19 protein-coding genes are annotated in these 22,531 nt (G+C 74.0%); 14 read left to right on the forward strand and 5 right to left on the reverse strand.

The genetic code is table 11. The annotated features are described in order from the left end of the window. The first annotated feature begins 189 nt into the window (after positions 1-189). The 4 genes from ACFWMZ_RS01475 (at position 190) to ACFWMZ_RS01490 (ending at position 4,872) form a co-directional block, all read left to right on the forward strand. Positions 190-408: a hypothetical protein gene (locus tag ACFWMZ_RS01475; protein ID WP_383199070.1), complete on the forward strand. Its 219-nt coding sequence runs from the start codon at positions 190-192 to the stop codon at positions 406-408. Between the two features lie 451 nt (positions 409-859). Next, complete coding sequence (locus ACFWMZ_RS01480) at positions 860-1,771, forward strand: LysR family transcriptional regulator (protein WP_383171081.1); 912 nt, start codon at positions 860-862, stop codon at positions 1,769-1,771. Positions 1,772-1,915: 144 nt separating this feature from the next. After that, entirely contained in the window at positions 1,916-3,277 is a 1,362-nt protein-coding gene (gene hisD / locus ACFWMZ_RS01485; RefSeq protein WP_383199072.1) for a histidinol dehydrogenase, read from the forward strand. 158 nt (positions 3,278-3,435) lie between these two features. Then, complete coding sequence (locus ACFWMZ_RS01490) at positions 3,436-4,872, forward strand: amino acid permease (protein WP_383199074.1); 1,437 nt, start codon at positions 3,436-3,438, stop codon at positions 4,870-4,872. 3 nt (positions 4,873-4,875) lie between these two features. Here the strand turns inward: ACFWMZ_RS01490 and ACFWMZ_RS01495 are convergent, their stop codons facing one another. After that, positions 4,876-5,874: a LacI family DNA-binding transcriptional regulator gene (locus ACFWMZ_RS01495; protein WP_383171073.1), complete on the reverse strand. Its 999-nt coding sequence runs from the start codon at positions 5,872-5,874 to the stop codon at positions 4,876-4,878. 307 nt (positions 5,875-6,181) lie between these two features. Here ACFWMZ_RS01495 and ACFWMZ_RS01500 point away from each other — a divergent pair, with 307 nt between their 5' ends. From ACFWMZ_RS01500 to ACFWMZ_RS01535, 8 genes are all read left to right on the forward strand, one after another. After that, positions 6,182-7,321 (forward strand): cupin domain-containing protein, encoded by a 1,140-nt coding sequence (locus tag ACFWMZ_RS01500; RefSeq protein ID WP_383199076.1) that lies wholly within the window; start codon positions 6,182-6,184, stop codon positions 7,319-7,321. Beyond that, positions 7,318-8,079, forward strand: coding sequence for an alpha/beta fold hydrolase (locus tag ACFWMZ_RS01505; protein WP_383199078.1), 762 nt, complete (start codon positions 7,318-7,320; stop codon positions 8,077-8,079). Before ACFWMZ_RS01500 ends, ACFWMZ_RS01505 begins: the two co-directional genes overlap by 4 nt. A 70-nt stretch (positions 8,080-8,149) precedes the next feature. Then, the gene (gene hisD, locus ACFWMZ_RS01510) at positions 8,150-9,460 is read left to right on the forward strand and encodes a histidinol dehydrogenase (RefSeq protein WP_383199080.1); all 1,311 of its coding nucleotides are present in this window, start codon (positions 8,150-8,152) and stop codon (positions 9,458-9,460) included. After that, the gene (locus ACFWMZ_RS01515; protein WP_383199082.1) at positions 9,457-10,230 is read left to right on the forward strand and encodes an SDR family NAD(P)-dependent oxidoreductase; all 774 of its coding nucleotides are present in this window, start codon (positions 9,457-9,459) and stop codon (positions 10,228-10,230) included. Before hisD (ACFWMZ_RS01510) ends, ACFWMZ_RS01515 begins: the two co-directional genes overlap by 4 nt. After that, on the forward strand, positions 10,227-11,009 hold the full coding sequence (locus ACFWMZ_RS01520; RefSeq protein ID WP_383199084.1) for an HpcH/HpaI aldolase/citrate lyase family protein: 783 nt from the start codon (positions 10,227-10,229) through the stop codon (positions 11,007-11,009). The genes ACFWMZ_RS01515 and ACFWMZ_RS01520 overlap by 4 nt, the downstream gene beginning before the upstream one ends. Before the next feature lie 204 nt (positions 11,010-11,213). Further along, complete coding sequence (locus ACFWMZ_RS01525; RefSeq protein WP_383199086.1) at positions 11,214-12,560, forward strand: MFS transporter; 1,347 nt, start codon at positions 11,214-11,216, stop codon at positions 12,558-12,560. A 148-nt stretch (positions 12,561-12,708) separates the two neighbouring features. Continuing rightward, positions 12,709-13,707, forward strand: coding sequence for an ester cyclase (locus tag ACFWMZ_RS01530; protein ID WP_383199088.1), 999 nt, complete (start codon positions 12,709-12,711; stop codon positions 13,705-13,707). 198 nt (positions 13,708-13,905) lie between these two features. After that, positions 13,906-14,451 (forward strand): adenylyltransferase/cytidyltransferase family protein, encoded by a 546-nt coding sequence (locus tag ACFWMZ_RS01535; RefSeq protein WP_383171052.1) that lies wholly within the window; start codon positions 13,906-13,908, stop codon positions 14,449-14,451. A gap of 4 nt (positions 14,452-14,455) precedes the next feature. Here the strand turns inward: ACFWMZ_RS01535 and ACFWMZ_RS01540 are convergent, their stop codons facing one another. The 4 genes from ACFWMZ_RS01540 to ACFWMZ_RS01555 all read right to left on the reverse strand — a co-directional run bounded on the left by ACFWMZ_RS01540 (position 14,456) and on the right by ACFWMZ_RS01555 (position 19,295). Then, a complete protein-coding gene (locus tag ACFWMZ_RS01540) occupies positions 14,456-15,493 on the reverse strand; it encodes a glutathione S-transferase family protein (protein ID WP_383171049.1) in 1,038 nt (345 codons plus the stop codon). Between the two features lie 136 nt (positions 15,494-15,629). Next, the gene (locus ACFWMZ_RS01545) at positions 15,630-17,081 is read right to left on the reverse strand and encodes an MFS transporter (RefSeq protein ID WP_383171046.1); all 1,452 of its coding nucleotides are present in this window, start codon (positions 17,079-17,081) and stop codon (positions 15,630-15,632) included. A 166-nt stretch (positions 17,082-17,247) separates the two neighbouring features. Next, positions 17,248-18,195: a TauD/TfdA dioxygenase family protein gene (locus ACFWMZ_RS01550; RefSeq protein ID WP_383199090.1), complete on the reverse strand. Its 948-nt coding sequence runs from the start codon at positions 18,193-18,195 to the stop codon at positions 17,248-17,250. Between the two features lie 329 nt (positions 18,196-18,524). Then, on the reverse strand, positions 18,525-19,295 hold the full coding sequence (locus ACFWMZ_RS01555) for a uracil-DNA glycosylase (RefSeq protein ID WP_383199092.1): 771 nt from the start codon (positions 19,293-19,295) through the stop codon (positions 18,525-18,527). A gap of 267 nt (positions 19,296-19,562) precedes the next feature. On the opposite strand from ACFWMZ_RS01555, the gene pgm reads away from it, so the two are divergent. Both pgm and ACFWMZ_RS01565 read left to right on the forward strand, forming a co-directional pair. Continuing rightward, on the forward strand, positions 19,563-21,203 hold the full coding sequence (gene pgm, locus ACFWMZ_RS01560) for a phosphoglucomutase (alpha-D-glucose-1,6-bisphosphate-dependent) (protein WP_383171037.1): 1,641 nt from the start codon (positions 19,563-19,565) through the stop codon (positions 21,201-21,203). 540 nt (positions 21,204-21,743) lie between these two features. Then, positions 21,744-22,526 carry an SAM-dependent methyltransferase gene (locus tag ACFWMZ_RS01565; RefSeq protein WP_383171034.1) on the forward strand — a complete coding sequence of 261 codons (783 nt, stop codon included), beginning with the start codon at positions 21,744-21,746 and terminating at the stop codon, positions 22,524-22,526. Positions 22,527-22,531: the final 5 nt, after the last annotated feature.

Below are 22,531 nucleotides of genomic sequence, written 5' to 3' on the forward strand. Positions count from 1 at the left end.
TGCCGGGGACCCGGCGGACACGGTACGGCCGTTCCTGTACCGCTGGTACCAGGGGACGTGCGACCGGGTCGAGGGCCGGGCGCTGGCCGCCGCGCCCCCGTTGCGGGTGGGCGCCGTCGCGGCGCGCCCAGCGGGCTGTGCGCGGCGGCGCTCTGGGCGGCGCTGGCGGGGCTGGTGCTGACCGGGCGGATGCCGACGGCGACGCCCGGCACGGCGGTGGTGGCGGCGCAGGGCGCGGGCCGGGCGCTGGGCAACCTGGTCCGGTTCGGGGCCGCCCCCGTGGTGGAGGGCGGCACGGTGGTGGAGGGCGGCACGGTGGTGGAGGAGGGCCGCTTCGAGGAGCCGGCCTCGGCGGGCGGCCCGTTCGTCCGGCTCTGCGAGGAGGCGGGCCAGGCGCCTCCGCGCTGAGTGCGGGCGGCCCCGCCCGTCCCTGACGCACGACCGCCGCCTCCCGTACGCGTACCTGAGTACCGGTGCGAGAGACGGCGGTGGGCAGTGGGAAGCCCCGGCCGGGACGGGGGAATCACGGCCGGGGCGGCTCAGGTGTGGGGGCGGACGGCGGTCGCCTCGCGGCGAAAGGCTCCACAGGGCTTCAGCCGAACGATCGTCCCTGTGGGCGGAGGTCAGGCCCGGGGACACTTTCCGTCCGCTCCCACGGTTGGTTCAACTATGAACCATCTCCCGTTGTTCCGGGTCACCGGGGTCCCCCGGGTGAGGTGCGCCACTCCCCCGCGGGGCTGCCGGGGGCGGCGCCCCGGCACCAGGCGGGCGGCAGGGCCTAAGGTGCGGGCATGCTCCCAGCGGTGCCGCTCCTCCCCGCCCCCACCCACCCGCCGCGCAAGCCGGGAGGCGGTGCGGCATGACCCTCAACCAGCTCAAGGCGTTCGTCGAGGCGCAGCGGCTCGGCTCGTTCACCGCCGCCGCACGCTCCCTGGACATCGCCCAGGCCTCCGCCTCCGAACTGGTGCGCCGCCTGGAGGCGGAGCTCGACGCCGAGCTCTTCGTCCGCGGCAGCCGCACCCTCGCCCTGACCGCCGCCGGGCAGGAACTCCTCCCCTACGCCCAGGAGGCGGTGGAGGCCGCCGACAGCGGCGTACGGGCGGTCCACTCGCTGGGATCGCTGGGCGGCGGCACGGCCACCTTCGGGGTGCTGCGCAACGCCGACTACTACCTGCTCGCCGACCTCGTCCAGATGTTCCACGCCCGCTACCCGGCCGTACGGGTCCGCCTGGTGGGCCAGAACTCCGCGGAGACCGCCCTCGCCGTCGCGGCGGGTGACATCGAGGCGGGGCTGGTCGTCCTCCCGATCGACGATGAGGGACTGGCGGTCACCCCGCTGATGCGCGACGAGGTCCGCTACGTCAGCGCCAGCGCGGAACGGGCAAGCACCCCCGTGACCATCGAGGCGTTCGCCGAGGCCCCGCTCGTCCTCTACGACGCCCACTACGGCTGGAAGGACCCGACCCGGCGCCAACTGGCCGAGCGCGCCCAGCTCGCGGGGGTGCGCATCGACCCGCTGATCGAACTGGAGCACGTCGAGGCGGCGCTGAAGCTGACCGCCGCCGGGGTGGGCGACACGATCGCCAGCCGGGCGGTGATAGCCAGTCCGACCTTTCCCGCCGGGCTGCACACCGCTCCCTTCGCCGAGCCGCTGCACGACACCATCGCGCTGGTCAGGCGCCGGGGCCACCCGCTCTCCCGGGCCACCCGCGAACTGGCCCGCCTCGCCGAGGACACCATCCGCGAGATCAACAGCGGCCTGCTGGACTGACCGCCCCGGCCCGGAGCCGACCGCGTAGGGGCGCGCCGGGGCGCGCCCGCGTACCGGCGTGGGGCGGTGCACAGGAAAACCCTGTGGACCGCACAGGAATCGCCCCTCTAGTCCTGTGGCACCACCGCGTCTAACGTCCGGGACATGCAGATCACGCGCGACGAAGCACAGTCCCTCGCTCCCCTCCAGTGGCTCAAGAAGCCGGCCGTGGACGGCCCTCCCGCCCAGCGCGACCCCAAGGTGGTCGAGCGGGTCTCCCAGATGCTGGCGGAGATCGAGCGCAAAGGCATGGACGCGGTCCGCACGTACGCCCAGGAGCTGGACGGCTGGTCCGGCGAGCTGGAGGTGGGCCCCGCCGAGCTGAAGAAGTCCGGCGACGCCCTGCCCGCCGACGTCCGCACCGCCCTGGAGATGGGGTACGAGCGCACCCACAGGTTCGCCTCCGCGCAGCGCGAGCACCTGAGCGACTTCGAGATCGAACTCGCCCCCGGGGTCCGCGGCGGCCAGCGCTACGTCCCCGTCTCCCGCGTCGGCGCCTACCTGCCCGCGGGCCGGTTCCCCCTGCTGGCCAGCGCCTTCATGACGGTCGGCGTCGCCAAGGCGGCCGGGGTGCCGACCGTGGTGGCGTGCACCCCGCCCTCCGGCGAGCACGGCGCCCACCCGGCGGTGCTCTACGGCGCCCACCTCTCCCAGGCCGACCGCGTCTTCGCCGTCGGCGGCGTCCAGGCGCTCGGCGCGATGGCCTTCGGCCTGCTCGGCGAGGCCCCGGTCGACATGCTGGTCGGCGCGGGCAACGCCTTCGTCACCGAGGCCAAGCGCCAGCTCTTCGGCCAGGTCGGTATCGACCTGCTGGCCGGGCCCTCCGAGGTGGCCGTCCTCGCCGACGACACCGCCGACCCGGTCTGGGTCGCCGCCGACCTGCTCGGCCAGGCCGAGCACGGCCCGAACTCCCCCGCCGCCCTGATCACCACCTCCGAGAGGCTGGGCCGCGCGGTCGTCGCCGAGATGGACCGGCAGCTCGCGACGCTGGCCACCCGCGACATCGCCGGGCCCGCCTGGCGCGACTTCGGCTCCGTGATCGTGGTGCGCGACCGCGACGAGGCCGTCGCCGTGGCGGACGTGCTCGGCCCCGAGCACCTGGAGATCCAGACCGAGGACGACGACTTCTACCTGGAGAACCTCTCCAACTACGGGTCGCTCTTCATCGGCCCCTGGTCGACCGTGGCCTACTCGGACAAGGGCATCGCGGGCACCAACCATGTCCTGCCGACCGGCAAGACGGCCCGCTACAACGCGGGGCTCTCCGTCTCCCGCTTCCTCAAGCCGCTCACCTACCAGCGGGCCGCCAAGGAGGGCACGGCGGCGCTGGCACCGGCCGTCGAGCGCATCTCGGCCTTCGAGGGCCTGGCCGCGCACGGCGCCACCGCGACGCTGCGGATCGACGAGATCGGCCGGCGGTCCGGCGCCTTCGACTCGGTGCCCGAGGCGCTGCGCACCCAGCTCTGATCCCCCGCTCCGCCTCCCCGCCCGGGGAGGCGGAGCCCTCGGCGCCCGGGCACCGCACACGGCCGCGGCCGGTGTCCGCGCCTTCGACACCGCTGTCCGCCGGGGCCGCTCACCACGGCCCCGGCAGGCACCGCGCTCTCACCCCCGAGGATCTCCCCATGCACGACCAGCCCACCGCGCCTCCCCCCTCCGGCGGGACCGGCACCGCGCTCGCCAAGGGACTCAAAGGCCGCCAGATCACCATGATCTCCATCGGCGGGGTGATCGGCGCCGGGCTGTTCGTCGGCTCCTCCACCGCCGTCGCCGCCGCGGGCCCCGCCGTTCTCGTCTCCTTCCTGCTCGCCGCGCTCCTGGTGGTGCTCGTCATGCAGATGCTCGGCGAGATGGCGGTGGCCCAGCCCGACACCGGCTCGTTCTCCACCTACGCGGACCGGGCGCTGGGCCGCTGGGCCGGGTTCTCCATCGGGTGGCTCTACTGGTGGTTCTACATCCTGGTGATCCCCATCGAGGCGATCGCGGCGGGCGAGGTGATCGGCGGCCTGACAGCGATCCCCAGCTGGATCCCGGCGCTCGCCATGATCGCCCTGCTGGCCGGGAGCAACCTCCTCGCCGTCCGCAACTACGGCGAGTTCGAGTACTGGTTCGCCCTGCTCAAGGTCGTCGCCATCATCGCCTTCCTGGTGCTCGGCGCCCTCGCCATCCTCGGGCTGCTGCCCGGCTCGGACACCCACGGCATCTCCCGCCTCTGGAGCGAAGGCGGCTTCGCCCCCAAGGGCACCATGGCGATCCTGGCCGGGCTGCTCACCGCGATGTTCAGTTTCCAGGGCAGCGAGATCGTCACCATCGCCGCCGCCGAGTCCGAGGAGCCGAGGAAGAACATCAAGAAGGCGGTGCGCGCCGTGGTCTGGCGGCTCGGCCTCTTCTACATCGGCTCGATCTTCGTCGTCGTCGCCCTCGTGCCGTGGAACGCCGACAACCTCGCCGACGGCTCCTACCAGGCTGCCCTCGACCTCATGGACATCCCCGGCGCCGGCCTCATCATGGACGTCGTCCTGGTGGTCGCGGTCAGCAGCTGTCTCAACTCGGCGATCTACACCGCCTCCCGCATGGCCTTCTCCCTGGCGCGGCGCGGCGATGCCCCCGCCTCCTTCGCCGCCACCTCCCGGGCCGGGGTCCCGCGCAACGCGGTCGTCGCCTCCACTGTGATCGGCGTCGCCGCGGTCGTCGCCAACTACCTGCTGCCGAGCGTCTTCACGTACCTCATCGCCTCCAGCGGCGCCATCGCCCTGATGATGTACCTGGTCATCGCGGTCACCCAGTACGCCACGAGGCGCCAGGGCGGGCAGCCCGCGGAGGTGCGCATGTGGGGCTTCCCCTACCTGACCCTGGCCACCATCGCCTTCATCGCCGGGGTGCTGGCCCTGATGGCGGTCCTGCCGGGCCACCGGCTCGAACTCTGGCTCACCCTGGGCCTCGCCGCCGTCCTGGTGACCGTCGGCGTCCTGCGGCAGCGGCGCCAGGGCGGCCGCCCCCAGCTCCCGGACGAGGGCGGCACCGGGGCCGCCTCGGAACGGGCGGCGGCCCCGGCCGGGTGAGAGTCAGGAGGGGCGGGCGTGGGTGGCCCGGGGGACCAGTTCGGTGGGGAGGACGAGGCGTTCGCCGGCCGGGTCGGCCTCGCCGGTGATCCGCCGGACGAGCAGCCGGGCCGCCTGCCGCGACAGCTCGTCCAGGTCGTGCCGGACGGTGGTCAGCCGGAACACCTCCCAGGCCGCCATCGGCAGGTCGTCGAAGCCGATCACGGTGAGGTCCTCCGGCACCCGCAGCCCGGCGGCGAGGGCGGCGTTGAGCACGCCGATGGCGACCACGTCGTTGCCGCAGAAGACCGCCGTGGGCGCCTCGCCGGCGCCGAGCAGGCGAGGCAGCGCCCCGTACCCGGTGGCGTACTCGAAGGGGCCGCGGACCACGCGGCTCTCCGGCAGCGCGATCCCCGCGTCGGCCAGGGCGAGGCGGAAGCCCTGCTCGCGTTCGCGGCCGGTCGTGGTGTTGGCGGAGCCGAAGACGCCCGCGACGCCGCGGTGGCCGAGGCCGAGCAGCGTCTCGGCGACCAGGCGGCCGCCGCCCTCGTTGTCGACCACCGAGGCGTACTCGCCCGGGGCTCCGGTGTCGCGGTTGAGGAAGACGTACGGCATCCCGCGGCGGTCGAGCTGGGCCGGGAGGCGCGACTCCGTGGTGGCGGTGGCGAGGACCACGCCGTCCAGCGACTGGTCGAGCAGGCTCTCCCCGGCCACGGCCTCGTCGGACCGCTCGGTGAGGAGCATCATCCGGTAGCCCAGGCCGCGGAGTTCGTCATGGAGCGGGGCGACGACGTGCGGGTAGAACGGGTTGGTCAGATCGGTCACGATCACCCCGATCCGGCGGGTGGACCGCGTCGAGAGGGTGCGCCCCGCCTCGCTGGGCACGTACTGGAGCGCCTCCGCCGCACGCCGGACCTTCTCCCGCGTCGCCGCCGAGACCCGCGGGTCCTCGCGCAGGGCCCGGGAGACGGTGGGCTGCGAGACGCCCGCCAGCCGCGCCACGTCGTGACTGGTGATCGCCATCGGCCCTCTTCCCGTCGTCGCCCACGGCGCCGCCGTCCGCGCCGCCCATTGCACTATACGTATGTAGCCCGCACCGGGAGGTGCCACTCCCCCGCACCGGCACCGGCGGCAGCCGCCGCCCCCTCGGCACATCCGACGAGCCGCCCATCAGAGACCCGTCACGCGCAAGCTCGTCGCCAACCCCCTTCACCCTACGACGAGTCCTGTTCGGCATACGTCTGGAACCGGCCACACCACACCCCTTGACATCACCGACCACAGCGCCTGTCATGGAAATGCATACGTATTCCACTCCGAGGGAGCAGTCATGCCCGACGTCGTCGTGTCCACCGAGGAGCTGGGGCGCCGCACCATCCGCCGCAGCGACTTCGTCTCCTGCAACCAGGCGTTCATCGACTGCCGCACGCCGGGCTCCGACCGGAAGGAGAACTACGCGATGATCGGGCCCGGCGTCTCGCAGGCCGCCGGCCAGCACGTCAACCTCCGCCTGCCGCACGGCTACAACATCGGTGCCGCGGCCATGCCGCACGGCATCACCAACAACCTCCACCTGCACTACACGGCGGAGGTCTTCGTCTGCACCGAGGGCGAGTACCTGCTGCGCTGGGGGGCGGACGGCACCGAGGGTGAACTCCTGCTCCGGGCCGGGGACATCGCCTCCGTGCCGACCTGGATCTTCCGCGGCTTCACCAACACCGGGCCGGACGACGGCTGGATGTTCACCGTGCTCGGCATGGACGACACCGGCGGCATCATCTGGGGCCCCTCGGTCCTGCGCGAGGCCGAGGGCCACGGCCTCCGCCTCACCGCCGACAACCAGCTCGTCGACACCGTCGCCGGGGACGAGATCGCGCCCGGCACCGAGCTGACCGAGCCGATGGCGCAGGAGTACATCGACGGGCTGCGGCACTACAGCACCGAGCAGATGGGCCGTCGCGTCGCCGCCTTCGACCAGTTGGACTGGTCCGAGCGTCCCTTCCTGGACAGCACCCTGCCGGGCGGCGGGGTCCGGCTCAGCTCGGTGATCGGCTACGGCATGACGGAGGACCTGCACCAGGAGCCCCGCATCTTCAACCCGCACGGCCACAACGCCGCCTGGCTGCGCGCCGAACCCGGCCAGGGCGTCTCCGCCCACCGGCAGCACGAGACGCAGACGCTGATCGTCAAGGACGGCGAGTGGGAGATCACCCTCAACCGCACCGACCCCGTCACCGTCCGGCTCGGCCCCCGCGACATGATCTCCGTCCCGCAGGACGCCTGGCGCAGCCTGCGCAACACCGGTGACACCGAGGGCCACCTCCTCGTCGTCAACTCCGGGGACGGCCGGGTCCGCCTGGAGTGGGACGAGGAGGTCGTCAAGGCCGCCGCCGACGCGGGCCTCGGCGTGGACCACAACGGCTACGTCGCCCCGTACGCCCTGCTCCCCGGCTCCGCGCGCCGCCGGTGACCGGCGCGTCCGGCGGCACCGGCGGGCCGCTGCCCCTCGTGGTGGTCCCCGGCATGCTGTGCGACGAGAGCCTCTGGTCCGAGGTGGCCCTCCCGGCGGGCCACGAGGTGCGCCATCTGACGCTGGACAGGCCGGAGATCGGGGCGCTCGCCGAGAAGGCGCTCGCCCTGGTGGACGGGCCGTTCGTCCTGGTCGGGCTGAGCCTCGGCGCCATCGTCGGCTTCGAGGCGGTACGCCGGGCGCCGGAGCGGGTCGCGGGTCTGTGCCTCATGGCGACCAACGCGGGCGCGCCCCGGTCCGAGCAGTACGCCGCCTGGCGGGCGATGGACGCGCTGATCGACGACGGGCGCTTCGCGGAGGTCGTCGAGCAGACCCTGCCCGGCATGTTCGACCGGCCCGCGCCGCCCGCCGCGCAGGCCCAGCGCTACCGCCGGATGGCCCGCGCCGTCGGCCCCGAGGCGGCCCGCGCCCAGCTCGCCGCCCAGGCCACCCGTACCGACGCCCTCGACGCGCTGCGCCTGGCCCGCTGCCCCGCCGCCGTCCTGCACGGCACCCGGGACGCGCTCTGCCCGCCGGAGTTCCACGCGGCCCTCGCCGATGCGCTGCCGGACGCCCGGCTGCACACCCTGCCCGGGGCCGGCCACCTCCTCCCGTGGGAGCGGCCGGAGGCCGTCTCGGCGGTGGTGCGGGGCGTGGTCGCGGCGGCGGAGTCCGCCCGGTCGGCGCCCCGGGCCCCCGTACCCGCCTCCTCGCCCTGACCGCCCGCCCACCCGTCACCACCACCCGACGCACGCCCCCCTCACCCACGCCGACCGAAGAGAGCCGTCCATGCCCCGTTCCCTCAAGTCCCCTGCCCCCGCCGGTGAGGTTCGCGCGGCGCGCGCCGACGTCGCCGACCGCGTCCACGCCATCATCGAGGACATCCGCGCCCGCGGCGACGAGGCGGTCCGCCAGTACTCGGAGAAGTTCGACGACTGGAGTCCGGAGTCGTTCCGCCTCGGCCCCGACGAGATCGAGAAGATCGTCTCGGACGTGCCGAAGACCGTCCTGGACGACATCCGCTTCGTCCAGCGGCAGGTGCGTACCTTCGCCCAGGCGCAGCGCGACTCGATGCGGGACGTCGAGATCGAAACGCTGCCGGGCGTCCACCTCGGCCACCGGCACGTCCCGGTGGCCGGTGCGGGCGCCTACGTACCGGGCGGGCGGTACCCGCTGACCGCCTCCGCGCACATGACGATCGTGACGGCGAAGGTGGCGGGCGTGGAGCGGGTCGCCGCCTGCACCCCGCCCATCCGGGGCGAGATCCCCGCCGCGACCGTCGCCGCCATGCACCTGGCGGGGGCCGACGAGATCCACCTGCTCGGCGGGGTCCAGGCGGTGGCGGCGCTCGCGGTGGGCACCGAGACCATCGGCCGGGTCCCGCTCATCGCCGGGCCGGGCAACGCCTACGTCGCCGAGGCCAAGCGCCAGCTGTTCGGCGAGGTCGGCATCGACCTCTTCGCGGGGCCCACCGAGATCCTGGTCGTCGCCGACGAGCACGCCGACCCCTTCGTGGTCGCCGTCGACCTGCTCTCGCAGGCCGAGCACGGCCCGGACTCCCCCGCCGTCCTCGTCACCACCTCCGAGGCGCTGGGCCGCGAGGTGGAACGCCACGTCGAACGGCTGCTGCCCGCCATGCCCACCCGGGACTTCGCCGGTCCCGCCTGGCGCGACCACGGCGAGATCGTGGTCGCCGACTCCCTGGAGGAGGCCTTCGCGACCGCCGACGCGTACGCGAGCGAGCACGTCGAGGTCCTGACCGAGAAACCGCGCCAGGCCCTGGACCGGATGCGCGACTACGGGGCGCTCTTCCTCGGCGAGGGCACCTGCGTCTCCTACGGCGACAAGGTCATCGGCACCAATCACGTGCTGCCGACCAGGGGCGCGGCCCGCTACACCGGCGGCCTGTGGGTCGGGAAGTACCTGAAGACGGTGACGTACCAGGAGGTCACCGACACCTCCTCGTCGGCGCTGCTCGGCGAGGTGTGCGGGCGGGCCGCCCGGGTCGAGCTGTTCGAGGGCCACGCCCGCTCCGGCGACGTCCGGGCCGCCAAGTACGCGGGCGCCGCCCTGCCGTGGAACGAGGAGGGTGCCGCGTGACCGGCGCAGGAGCCCCGCTGGCGGGGCGCACGGCGCTGGTCACCGGGGGCGGCAGCGGGCTGGGCGCGGCGATCACCGCCGCACTGCTGGCCGACGGTGCCCGCGTGGTGATCACCGGCCGCAACGAGCGCGCCCTGAAGGAGACCGCCTCGGCGCTCGGGGCCGGGGTCGAGCACCGGGTCTGCGACGTCTCCCGGCCCGAGGAGGTGGCGGCGCTCGCGGAGAGCCTCGCCGGCGAGGAGGTCTCCGTCCTCGTCAACAACGCCGGGATCGCCGGTCCGGTGGCCGCGCTCACCGAGGTCCCCCCGGACGACTGGGACGAGGTCTTCGCCGTCAACGTGCGCGGCGTCTTCCTGATGTGCCGCGCTTTCCTCCCGGCCATGACGCGCCGGGGCGCCGGCGACGTCGTCAACGTCGCCTCGGTCTCGGGCAAGCGGCCACTGCTGGGGCGTACGCCGTACTGCGCCTCGAAGATGGCGGTCATCGGCCTGACCACGACGCTGGCCGGGGAGGTGGGACCGCACGGTGTCACCGTCAACTCGCTCTCCCCCGGGCCGGTCGCGGGTCCCCGGATGGAGCGGAACTTCCGCCTGGAGGCGGAACGCACCGGCGTCGGCCGCGCGGAGGCGGAGGCGGCCTTCGTGTCGCGCTCGGCGCTGGGGCGGATGGTCACCGAGGAAGAGGTCGGCGCCGCCGTGAGCGCGATGCTCCGGATGCGCGGGCTCTGCGGGGCCGACATCGACCTCTCGGCCGGGATGGTCGCACGGTGACCGGGACCGGGGCGGGGCGCCGCTCCCTCAAGCGGCGGCTGGCGGCGGGTGAGCGGCTGCACGGGGTGCTGCTGCGGCTGCCGTCTCAGACGCTGGTGGAGATGGCGGGGGTGGCGGGCCTCGACTACGTGGTCGTCGACTGCGAGCACGGGCCCGCCGACACGATCGCCCTCCAGCACCATCTGACGGCGGCCGCCGCACACGGCCTGGACGTGCTGGTCCGCGTCGGCACGGACGAGCCCGCGCTCGCCCTGCGCTGCCTGGACCTGGGGGCCGCCGGGATCATCCACCCGCACGTCGACAGCGCCGAGGACGCGCGCCGGGCGGTCGCCGCCGACCACTACCCGCCGCTGGGGCGGCGGGGGTTCGCCACGTACAGCAGAGCCGGCCGGTTCGGCACCGTGACGGCCGCCGAGCACCTGGCGGCGGCCGAGGAAACCCTGGTGGTCGCCATGGTGGAGACGGCGCGGGCCTGCGCCGCCGCCGGGGAGATCGCCGCCACGCCGGGGGTGGACGCCGTCCTGGTCGGCCCGGCGGACCTGGCGGCGGAGTGCGGCTTCCCCGGGCCGGAGGCGGTCGGCGAACTGATCACGCAGGCCCACCGGGCGACCGGAGAGGCGGGCCGCGCGGTCATGGCGATCGTGCCGGACACCGCATCCGCCCGCGCGGCCGGAGAGGCCGGCGCCCAACTGGTCCTCTACAACCTGGCGCAGGTCCTCATGGACACCTTCGCGTCCCTCGCCGCACCGGCCTCCGCGCGGCGGGCGGGGCGCCCCTGACAGGGCTCCGCGGAACCAGCCCCTCCGAGCACGCGGAGGGGCTGGCCGTCCGGTACCCGCGCCCGCCCCGAACCGGCCCCGAACAGCGCCGATTCCCTCTCTCCCCACCTCTTGACGCCCCTTGCCGCGCTCCCTAGTGTTCGCGGCACGTTCATACGTATGCATCGCTTGCATCACTCTCGTCACCGCGCGAACGGAGAAGCCATGTCCGCTGTAGCGCCGCCCAGCACCGAGACAGCCTCACCCGAGGTCGACCGGGACAAGCGGAACGCGATACGCCGCGCCATCGGCGCGGGAAGCATCGGGAACTTCGTGGAGCAGTTCGACTACGGGCTCTACGGCTACATGGCCCCGATCCTCGCCCCCGCGTTCTTCCCCGCCAGCGACCCGGCGGTGGCGGTGCTCAGCACCTACGCGATCATCGCCATCGCCTGCCTGTTCCGTCCGCTGGGCGGCACCCTGGTCGGCCGCTGGGGCGACCGGGTCGGCCGCAAGAAGACCCTGCTGTGGACCATCGTGGCGATGGGCGTCACCACGGCCCTGATCGGCGCCCTGCCGACGTACCACCAGATCGGCGTCCTCGCCCCGCTGCTCCTGCTCTTCCTCCGGGTGATCCAGGGCATGGTCTCGGGCGGCGAGTACGTGGGCGCGGTCGCCTTCATCGTCGAGTGGGCCGAGCCCCGGCGGCGCGCCTACTGGGCCTCGTACGCCTCCAACAGCTGCTTCGTCGGCATCCTCGCCGGGGCCGGTACGGCGGCGCTGACGAGCTGGGTCTTCCAGGGTCCCGCGCTCGACTCCTGGGGCTGGCGGATCCCGTTCCTGCTGGCCCTGCCGCTGAGCGCGGTCGGCATCTGGCTGCGCCGGCGCATCGAGGAGACGCCGGAGTTCGTCCGCGCCACCGAGGACGGCACCAAGGTCGTGGAGGCGCCGATCCGGGAGGCGCTGCGCTCGCAGTGGCGGCCGATCCTCGCCTTCTGCGGCGTGTCGATCATGGGCGCGATCCTCTCCTACACGTGGGTCACCTTCTATCCCGAGTACCTCACCGGCACCCTCGGGCTGCCGCGCTGGATGGCCCTGACCTCCAACGCCATCTCGATCGCCGTCCTCATCCCCATGCTGCCGCTGGCCGGCGTCATCTCGGACCGGATCGGCCGCAAACCCATGCTGATCACCGGCGCCCTCGCGTGCATCGTGGTGGTGCCGCTGGCCTTCCGGGTGGGTGAGACGGGCACCTTCGGGGCCGCCATCGCCAGCCAGCTGATCTACCTGGTCCCGGAGTTCTTCCTGACCGGCATCATCACGGTCTGCACCGCCGAGATGTTCGCGACCCGCACCCGGTTCAGCGCCAGCGCCATCGCGTACAACAGCTCGTTCTCCATCTTCATGGGCATCACGCCGTTCGTCGCCGCGCTCCTGGTGAGCACCTTCGGCACCATCTACGCCGTCTGGGGCTACCTGGCGGTGGCCGCGGGGCTCGCCCTGGTGGTGATCAGCTTCTTCATGACGGAGACGTACCGGAGCGGGCTGGGGGACGACAAGTACGCCCATTGAACCCCGCCGCTCCGAGCCGCCGAGGACCGCCTGCGGACCGGGACCCTTCCCTCACCGGCCTTCACCCCCGCTCTATCAACTACATACGCATGCACGCCGCGTGACAACCCCTCCGCACCACCCTGTGAACCTGAAAGAGGACACCGCCATGCCGCTCGACCCCGTCGCCTACCAGCCCTACGCCGACCCGGACGACTTCATCCGCGAGGTCACCGACCGGATCTGGGTGGGCCGGGACATCTCCTACATCGTCGACAACTACGAGCCGGACTCGATCGTCCACGCCAGCCTCGGCACCGTCGTCGGGCGGGACGGCGTCATCGAGGGCAGCACGATGCGGATGGGCAGCACGCCCGGTCACATCGGCCAGGCCGAGGACGTGGTCTGGGAGGCGCGCGGGGACGACGCCTTCCTCAGCTCGCACCTGGTCTTCTCCGCCGACGAGCACCTGGTGGACGGCCGGAACATCCGCATCCGCAAGCGCACCGTCGCCAACTGCCTCTACCGCAGGGGCCGGATGGTCGAGGAGTGGGTGGTCCGCGACGACCTCGCCGACTGCCTCCAGCGCGGGGTGGACCCGGCCGAGGCCGCCCGCGCTCTGCGGTTCCAGGGCTACACCGGTTCGATGACCGAGGAGCCGCCCGCGGACGTGCTGCGGGCGGGCGTCAGCGGGCCGCGCCCGGACGACTTCCGGCCCGAGTGCGAGATGGTCCTGGAGTTCATCGACGAGGTCTGGACGCAGCGCCGCCTCCAGAAGGTCCACGACTACATGGCGCGCGACCTCTTCCTGCACACCGTCGGCGACCGGACCGTCATCCGCCCCGAGCGCTACCAGGCCGACCTGCTCTCCCTGGTCGGCGCCTTCCCCGACGCCCGCTTCGCCGTCCGCGACGTGCAGACCAACTACGCCGAGCGGTACGCGGGCCTGCGCGTCGCCGTGCTGTGGACCCTGCACGGCAACTACCGGGGCACCCCGGTCTTCGGCCCCCTGACCGACCGGCCCGTCACCCTGCTCGGCGTCTCCCAGTTCCTCGTCCAGAACGGCCGGATCGTCCGCGAGTACCGCGTCTACGACGAGATCTCGCTGCGGGCCCAGATCAACAGCACGCGCGGGGACGGCCCGGATGTGGAGGCCAACATCTACTGACGGGGCAGGGCACCGGCGGCGCCTTGAGGCCACGCCGACGGCGGAGGGGCCCGATGCGCGGGCGCCGGGCCCCTCCGCGGCGCCGCCGCCGGCGGCGCCGCGCACCACGGCCCGGGCCCCGGACGGAGGACCGCCGACCGGGACGGACGGGCCCCGCGCCCGACACGGCGGGTCCCGGCGGGTACTAGCGTGTGACGTATGAGCCGTTCCACGTCGTCCGCGTCCCCCGGTCCCTCCGCGCCCACCGCGCACCGCGGCGGGCTGAGCCTGTCGTGGCCCGGGGGGACGGTGCCCGAGGCCGCCCGGGGCGGGGCGGCGGTGGTGACCGGTGTCTTCGATCTGCTGCACGTGGGGCACGTGCGGTTCCTGGCGGAAGTACGGGAGCGGGGGCTGCCGCTGCTGGTGGGGGTCGAGGACGACCTGCGGACCCGGGGCTGGAAGGGCCCCTCCCGCCCGTTCCAGCCGGAGGCGGAGCGGGCGGAGATCCTGCGGGCGCTCCGCCCCGTCGACGGGACCTTCCTGATCCACGGCGACCCGGCGGTGACCGACTGGTCGGCCTACGCGGCGCTGCTGGCCCCGCTCGCCCCCGGCGCCATGGCCTGGACCGCCCGCGACCCGTACACGGCGCAGAAGCGGCGGGCGGCGGCCGGGCTGGGGGCGCGGGCCTGGGAGATCGGGGCGACCCCGGACCGGTCGACGACGCGGATCGTGAGCGGCCGGATGCCGGAGGGTCCGCTCGGCTGAGCGCTCAGGGGCGTCCGGCCGGGCCGATGGCCTCGGCGGCGGGCGGCGGTGCGGGCGGGGTGCCGTCACCGAACGGGTGGCCGCCCAGCTCCTCGCGGTGGTGGGGCGAGAGCCAGCCGGTGAGGTCGGGGCCGAGGGGGACGATGCCGGTCGGGTTGATTCCGGTGTGCACCTGGTAGTAGTGCCGCTTGATGTGGTCGAAGTCGACGGTGTCGCCGAAGCCGGGGGTCTGGTAGAGGTCGCGGGCGTACGCCCACAGCACCGGGTCCTCGGTGAGCTTCTCCCGGTTGCACTTGAAGTGGCCGTGGTAGACGGCGTCGAAGCGGACCAGGGTGGTGAAGAGGCGGACGTCGGCCTCGGTGATGGTGTCGCCGACCAGGTAGCGGCGGCCCGCGAGGCGTTCGGAGAGCCAGTCCAGGCGCCGGAAGAGGGCGCGGTACGCCTCGGCGTACTCCTCCTGGGTGGGGGCGAATCCGGCGCGGTAGACGCCGTTGTTGACGTCCTGGTAGACGGCCTCCATCACCTCGTCGATCTCCTCGCGCAGCCGCTCCGGGTAGAGGTCCGGGGCGCCCGCGCGGTGCAGGTCGGTCCACTGGGTCTCCAGGTCCAGGGTGATCTGCTGGTAGTCGTTGGTGACCAGTTCGCCGCTGGGGACGTCGACGATCGCGGGCACGCTGATCCCGCCGTCGTACTCCTTCTCGCGGGCGTGGTAGGCCTCGCCCAGGTAGCGGATGCCGAGGACCGGGTCGACCCCGTCGGGGTCGAGGGTGAAGCGCCAGCTCCGGTCGTCCTGGAGCGGGTCGGTGACGGCGAGGGAGAGCGCGTCCTCCAGGCCCAGCAGGCGCCGGACGACGAGGGCGCGGCTGGCCCAGGGGCAGGCACGGCTGGCGACCAGGCGGTAGCGGCCGGCCTCGACGGGCCAGCCGTCGCGGCCGTCGGCGGTGATGCGGTCGGCGAAGTGGCTGCGGGCCCGTTTGAAGGGCTTGTGGCCGTACTCGGCGTTGCCGTTGGCGTCGGCCGCGGGGGCGGCGGGGGTGCTCATCGCCGGGCTCCTTCCGGTGGGGATCGGTGGCGGGGGACGGTCATCATCCGTTCCCCGTCCGCGGTGTTCGTGGCTCCTCCCCACCCGTCCGGGGGAACATACGTCTCCCGTTTCTCCGGTACGGGGTGAGGGGCGTTCAGGAGGCGGCGGGGCGGCGGCCCTCCCGGCGGCCGGCGGCGACGTCGGCGACGGCGACGATCAGGGCGGCGACGACGAAGGCGACGGAGACGATCAGGCCGTGGTCGTAGGCGTCGGCCCAGCCGTCCGGTCCGACCTGGGCGAAGAAGACGGCGCCGACGGCGGCGATGCCGACGGCCGAGCCGACCCGCTGCCCCGTCTGGAGGGTGCCCCCGGCGGACCCGGCGGTGTGCACGGGCACCTCGGAGAGGGTGAGGGTCTGGTTGGGCGCGATGACCAGGCCGCTGCCGAGCCCGGCGAGCAGCAGCGGCAGGGCCATCGCCCAGCCCGCGTTGGTGCCCGGGACCATGTGCACGGCGAGCGCGGTGAGCGCCAGCCCGGCGGCGACCATGGTGAGGCCGACGACCACCAGCGGCCTGCCGAACCGGGAGACCAGGCGGCCGCCGGTCCCGGCGGCGAGGCCCGAGCCGAGCGCGAAGGGCGTGATGGCGACACCGGCCTGGAGAGCGGAGTACCCCAGGCCTGACTGGAGGTAGAGCGTGGTGATGAAGAAGATCGAGGTGAACCCGGCGAAGTACAGCAGGATCAGCAGGCAGCCCAGCCAGTAGGAGCGCACCCGGAAGAGCGAGAGGGTGACGACGGGCTGGAAGCCGTTGCGGGCGCAGCGCCGCTCCCAGAGGAGGAAGACGGCTAGGAGGGCCACGGCGACGGGGAGCAGCAGCCATTTGCCGTTGCCGCTCCACTGCTGCGACTGCACGAACGGCAGCAGCAGCGCGACGATGCCCAGGCCGAGCAGGACGACGCCGACCGGGTCGAGGTCGCGCAGCCGTACGTGGCCCGCGTGCGGGGTGTCGGGGAGCAGCCGCCGGGCGAGCAGCACGCAGACGACGCCGAGCGGCAGGTTGACGTAGAAGACCCAGCGCCAGCCCTCCTCGTGGCCCGCGGCCTGGATGAGGAGGCCGCCGAGGAGGGGGCCGACGGCGGTGGAGATACCGACGACGGTGCCGAACATGCCGAAGGCGCGGCCGCGTTCGCGGCCCTGGAACATCTGCTGGATGAGGGCGGAGATCTGCGGGGAGATCAGTCCGCCGGCGATGCCCTGCACGAGGCGGGCGATGACCAGCCAGGTGCTGTTCTGGGCCGCTCCGCAGGCGGCCGAGGAGAGGGTGAAGAGGACCAGTCCTGCGATGAAGACGGTCCGGCGGCCCCGTGCGTCGCCGAGGCGGCCTGCCGGGATGAGGAAGAGGCCGAAGGCGAGTGCGTAGCCGGAGAGGACCCATTGGAGGTCGGACTCGGGGGTGTTGAGGCCGGTGCGGATGGAGGGCAGCGCGACGTTGACGATGGAGACGTCGAGGAGCGTCATGAAGCCCGCGACGAGGCAGACGCCGAGAGCCCGCCAGCGCCGGGGATCGGGCTCGTTCGCCTCGGGCGGGTGTAGCTGCTGACTCACCGTGCCTGCCCCCTGGTGTCGGGTCGGTGCGGGCGGGGCCCCGCCCCTGGGGGCGGCCGCGCAGGACGCCGCGGCCACCCCCTCGCAGCCTAGTGGTGGTGCGGCGGTTCCTCGCGCCGGGCGGGGCGCACGGGTGGGGCGGCGTGGGGGCGGGCGGACACGGAGGTCAGTGCGGGCGGTCGCCGACGACGGCGACGCGTTCGGCGACGCGGCGGTGGCCCGCGTAGTCGCCGGAGGCGTAGTGCTGGGTGGCCCGGTTGTCCCAGAAGGCGACGTCTCCGGCGCGCCAGTGGAAGCGGACCTGGTACTCGGGGACGTGGGCCTGCTGGAAGAGGAGCCTGAGCAGCCGGTCGCTCTCCTCCTGGGGCAGGCCGGTGATGCGGGTGGTGAAGGAGGTGTTGACGAAGAGGGTGCGGCGGCCGGTCTGCGGGTGGCGGCGCACCACGGGGTGCTCGACGGGCGGGAAGGTGTCCTGGAAGGCGGCGAGGTGGTCGGCGGAGGTGAAGCGGGCGAAGCCGGGGAGGTAGTCGTGGACGGCGCGCAGTCCCTCGACGCGCTCCTGGACGGCCTCGGGCAGGTTGTCGTAGGCGGCGGCCATGTCGGCCCAGAGGGTGTCGCCGCCGTACGGGGGCACCTCGCGGAGCTGGAGAACGGCGCCGAGGGCGGGGTTCTCGCGGAAGGTGGTGTCGGTGTGCCAGACGTTCTCGAAGGTGGGGACCTGGCTGCGGTCGAAGCGGACCACGTCCTTGGCGTCGCCGGTGGCGAGCAGCGGGTTGGTCTCCAGTTCGCCCCAGCCGCGGGCGAAGTCGCGCTGCGCGGCGGAGGTCAGGTGCTGGCCGCGGAAGAACAGCACCTTCCACTCCAGCAGCGCCCGGTCGAGTTCGGCGCGGACGGTGTCGGCGAGCGGGCGGGAGAGGTCCAGGCCCCGGATCTCAGCGCCGATGAGGGGCCCCTGCGGGACGAGGGTGAACCGCTCGTACGGCCGGTCCTCGGCGCCCTCGGCGAGGCGCCGCAGCAGGCGGGGGCCCTCGTGGATGCCGTCGGCGGGGACGCGGTGGTCGCGCAGCCGCGGCGGCGCGGCGGGGGTGGTGGTCGGTTCCGCGGTGATGCTCATCGGTCGGTCTCCCTCTGCTCGGAGCCGCGGCACGGGGGCGCGCGGCGGGGTGGGACGGTACCGGTCCCGCGCGCAGGGAGGAGAGAGTGGCCGGGCTCCCGGACCGAGGCGTCCGGAGCGGGCTTCCTGGCTGCGCCGGGGTTACCGGGGATCAGCGACAGGAAGGGGCCGGGGGCGAACCCACCCGGCCGCGACGGTGCAGCGGGCTGAGCCCGCGCCGTACCCCCTGCGCGCAGGAGGCGCGGAACGGCGCGTCCTGGGAGCGGAGTCGGGGGTGCGGGTGCATGGCCGCACCGTACCGCAGGCCCCCGGGGGCATGGCAGGGGGTCTCAGTCGTCGGGACGGGCGAGGCGGGCGGCGCGGCGGAAGACGTCGGCGGCCATCTCGGGGGTGAGGCGCCTGGTGGAGGTGTTGCGGGGGCTCGGGTGGTAGCAGCCGAGGAGGTCGAGCGGGCCGTCGGGGCCCTCGATCCGGGTGTGCGCGCCGTGGCCGAAGGCCGGGCGGGGCCTGGGGAGGACGTACCCGGCGGCGGTGAGGACGGGCATGAGGGCCTGCCAGCCGAAGCCGCCGAGAACGACCGCGGCCCGCAGGGTGGGTCCGAGCAGGGCGAGTTCGCGGGCCATCCAGGGACGGCAGGTGTCGCGTTCGGCGGGGGTGGGGCGGTTGTCGGGCGGCGCGCAGTGCACCGGGGAGACGAGGCGGGTGCCGTACAGGCGCTGGCCGTCGTCACGGCTGCGGGAGGTGGGCAGCGCGGCGAGGCCCGCGGCGTGCAGGGCGGTGAAGAGGAAGTCGCTGGTGGGGTCGCCGGTGAAGAGGCGCCCGGTGCGGTTGCCGCCGTGCGCGGCCGGGGCGAGCCCGATGACGGCGAGGGAGGCGTCGGCGGGGCCGAAGCCGGGGACGGGCCGCGCCCAGTACGTCTCGTTGCGGTACGCGGCACGACGGACCCGCCCCACCTCCTCACGCCAGTCGACCAGCCGGGGGCAGGCCCGGCAGTCGACCAGCCGGGCGTCCAGGGCGTCCAGGCCGGGGGCGGCGGGGGCACTGAGGGCGGGGTAGCCGGGGTCGTCCGGGTGCGGGCCGGGGGTGACGGGGCGGTGCATGGGGCCACCGTACGGCGGGAGGCGGGGCCGGGAGCGAGCGTGGGTGCGGTGCCGCGGGGTCAGGGGCGGCTCCCGGGGGGGGGGGGCGCCCGACCGGCAGGGGCGGCCACGCCGGCCGGCGTCGATGCCCGAGGTGACGCCCGGCCCGCCGACACGCACCCGGCCCGGACCCACCCGCGTGCCCGGCCGGGGTGTACTCGCGGCGGGTGCGGGCAGCGGCGAAGATGGCGGCGGACCCTGGCCCGGACGAGGAGAAGGAGAACGCGGATGGCCCACGAGCGTGCGGGAGAGGCGGCACGGCCGGACGACCTGGTCGACGTACCACGGCTGGTGACGGCCTACTACGCGCTGCGGCCGGACCCCGAGGACCCGGCGCAGCAGGTCTCGTTCGGGACCTCGGGGCACCGGGGCTCCTCCCTGGCGACGGCGTTCAACGAGGCGCACATCGCCGCCACCAGTCAGGCCATCTGCGAGTACCGGGCCCTCCAGGGCACCGACGGGCCCCTCTACCTGGGTGCCGACACGCACGCCCTGTCCGAGCCCGCCCGGGTGACGGCCGTGGAGGTCTTCGCCGCCAACGAGGTGCAGGTCCTGCTCGACCTCGGCGACGGGTACACGCCGACCCCGGCGGTCTCGCTGGCGATCCTGGAGTACAACCGGGGGCGCACCTCGCACCTGGCCGACGGGGTGGTGGTCACGCCGTCGCACAACCCGCCCACGGACGGCGGATTCAAGTACAACCCGCCGAACGGCGGTCCGGCCGCGGGCGAGGCGACCCGGTGGATCCAGGACCGGGCCAACGAGATCATCGCGGGCGGGCTGAAGGAGGTCCGGCGCGTGCCCTGGGCGCGTGCCCTGGCCGCGCCGACGACGGGCCGTCACGACTTCCTCAGCCAGTACGCCGACGCGCTCGCCTCGGTGGTGGACCTGGCGGCGGTGCGCAAGGCGGGGGTGCGGATCGGCGCCGACCCGCTGGGCGGCGCGTCGGTCGGCTACTGGGGCCGGATCGGCGAGCAGTACGGGCTGGACCTGACCGTGGTCAACCCGCGCACCGATCCCGCCTGGTCGTTCATGACGCTGGACTGGGACGGCAAGATCCGCATGGACTGCTCGTCGCCGTACGCGATGGCCTCGCTCATCGAGCAGCGCGACCGGTACGACATCGCCACGGGCAACGACGCCGACGCCGACCGGCACGGCATCGTCACGCCGGACGGCGGGCTGATGAACCCCAACCACTACCTGGCGGTGGCGATCGGCTACCTCTTCGAGCACCGCGAGCGGTGGTCCGCCGCCACCGGCATCGGCAAGACACTGGTCTCCTCCTCGATGATCGACCGGGTCGCGGCCGACCTGGGCCGGGAGCTGGTGGAGGTGCCGGTCGGCTTCAAGTGGTTCGTGGACGGGCTGATCGACGGCTCGCTCGGCTTCGGCGGTGAGGAGTCGGCGGGCGCCTCCTTCCTGCGCCGGGACGGTTCGGTGTGGACGACCGACAAGGACGGCATCATCCTGGCGCTGCTCGCCTCGGAGATCCTCGCGGTGACCGGCAGCACCCCCTCGCAGCGGTACGCGGAACTGACCGGGCGGTTCGGCGCACCCGCGTACGCCCGGATCGACGCGCCCGCCACCCGCGAGGAGAAGGCGGTCCTCGCCCGGCTCTCGCCGGAGCAGGTCACGGCGGACACCCTGGCCGGGCAGCCGGTCACCGGGGTGCTCACCGAGGCGCCGGGCAACGGCGCGCCGGTCGGCGGCATCAAGGTGACGACCGCCGACGCCTGGTTCGCCGCGCGCCCGTCCGGCACCGAGGACGTCTACAAGGTCTACGCCGAGTCCTTCCTCGGCGAGCAGCACCTGGCCGAGGTGCAGGACGAGGCGAAGGCTGTGGTCCGGGCCGCCCTCGACGCCTGACGTGTGCTCCTTCGAGCGCCCCGCGCCCCGTCCGGGCGGGGCGCTCGGGAGCGCACCGGGACCGTGCCTCACGTGCCTGGGGCGACGATGCCCTCCGACTCGGGCCGATACGTGACAGCCACAGGCGAAGACGGCCCCGGAGGCGGAGACCGCCGCCTTCGACCGGGTCGGCGCGCTCCTCGCGGCGGGCGGCCGGTACGCCGCCATGTACGAGGCCCGGGCCGCGCAGTACGAGGCCGCGCCCCACGGCGCGGAGGGGGTGGTGCCGCTCCCCCGGCGGGCCGAACCGGCGGCGGGTGGGGAGGGGCCGGCCGAGCCCGGCCAGGACACGCCGTGGGCCGAGCCGGAGCCGCCGCCCGCCCCGGCGGAATCGAGCAGGTGAGCGATGGCATAATCCGGCTGACCGGGCCACCTGGACGACCGTGGACCACCTCGCGCCGTGCGCAAGGGAGTTGAGCGGCCCTCAGGGGCGCACCGGTGGCCGGGCCCGCGCCCGGCCGGTTCCGAGTCCCGTACCTCCGAGCCCCACCGGAGCAGCCCATGACGGCAACGCCCAAGCCCGTGATCGACACCAGCAGGCCGCACCCCGCCCGGGTCTACGACTGGCTTCTCGGCGGCAAGGACCACTACCTCGTCGACCAGGAGGTCGGCGAGAAGCTCCCCGCCGAGGCGCGGGCCAACGCCGCGCGCAACCGTGCCTTCATGCACCGGGCGGCGGCCTGGCTCGCCGGGCAGGGCGTCGACCAGTTCCTCGACATCGGCACCGGCATCCCCACCGAGCCCAACCTCCACCAGATCGTCCAGGCCGTGGTCCCCTCGGCCCGGGTGGTCTACGCGGACAACGACCCGATCGTGCTGCGGCACGCCGAAGCCCTGCTGGTCAGCAGCGAGGAGGGCGTCACCGACTACGTCCAGGCCGACGTCCGCGACCCCGAGGCGATCGTCGCCCACGCCCGGACCGTCCTGGACTTCAGCAGGCCGATCGCCCTCTCGCTGATCGCCCTGCTCCACTTCGTCCCGGACAGCGACGACCCGTACGGTGTCACGCGAGCGCTGGTCGACGCGCTGCCGTCGGGGAGCTGGCTGGTCCTCTCGCACGGCACCGCCGACCAGCATCCCGAGCTGGAGAACAGCACCAAGGACACCTACAAGAAGGGCGCCATCCCGCTGCGGATGCGGACCCGCGCCGAGGTCGAGCCGTTCTTCGAAGGGCTGGAGCTGGCGGCGCCGGGCCTGGTGACGGCCACCGACTGGTACCAGGAGGAGCCGGCGCCGGTCAGTGAGCGCAGCGGCTTCTACGTGGGTGTGGCGCGGGTTCCGTAACCACC

The organism is Streptomyces sp. NPDC058373 (assembly GCF_042723275.1).
Lineage (GTDB): Bacteria > Actinomycetota > Actinomycetes > Streptomycetales > Streptomycetaceae > Streptomyces.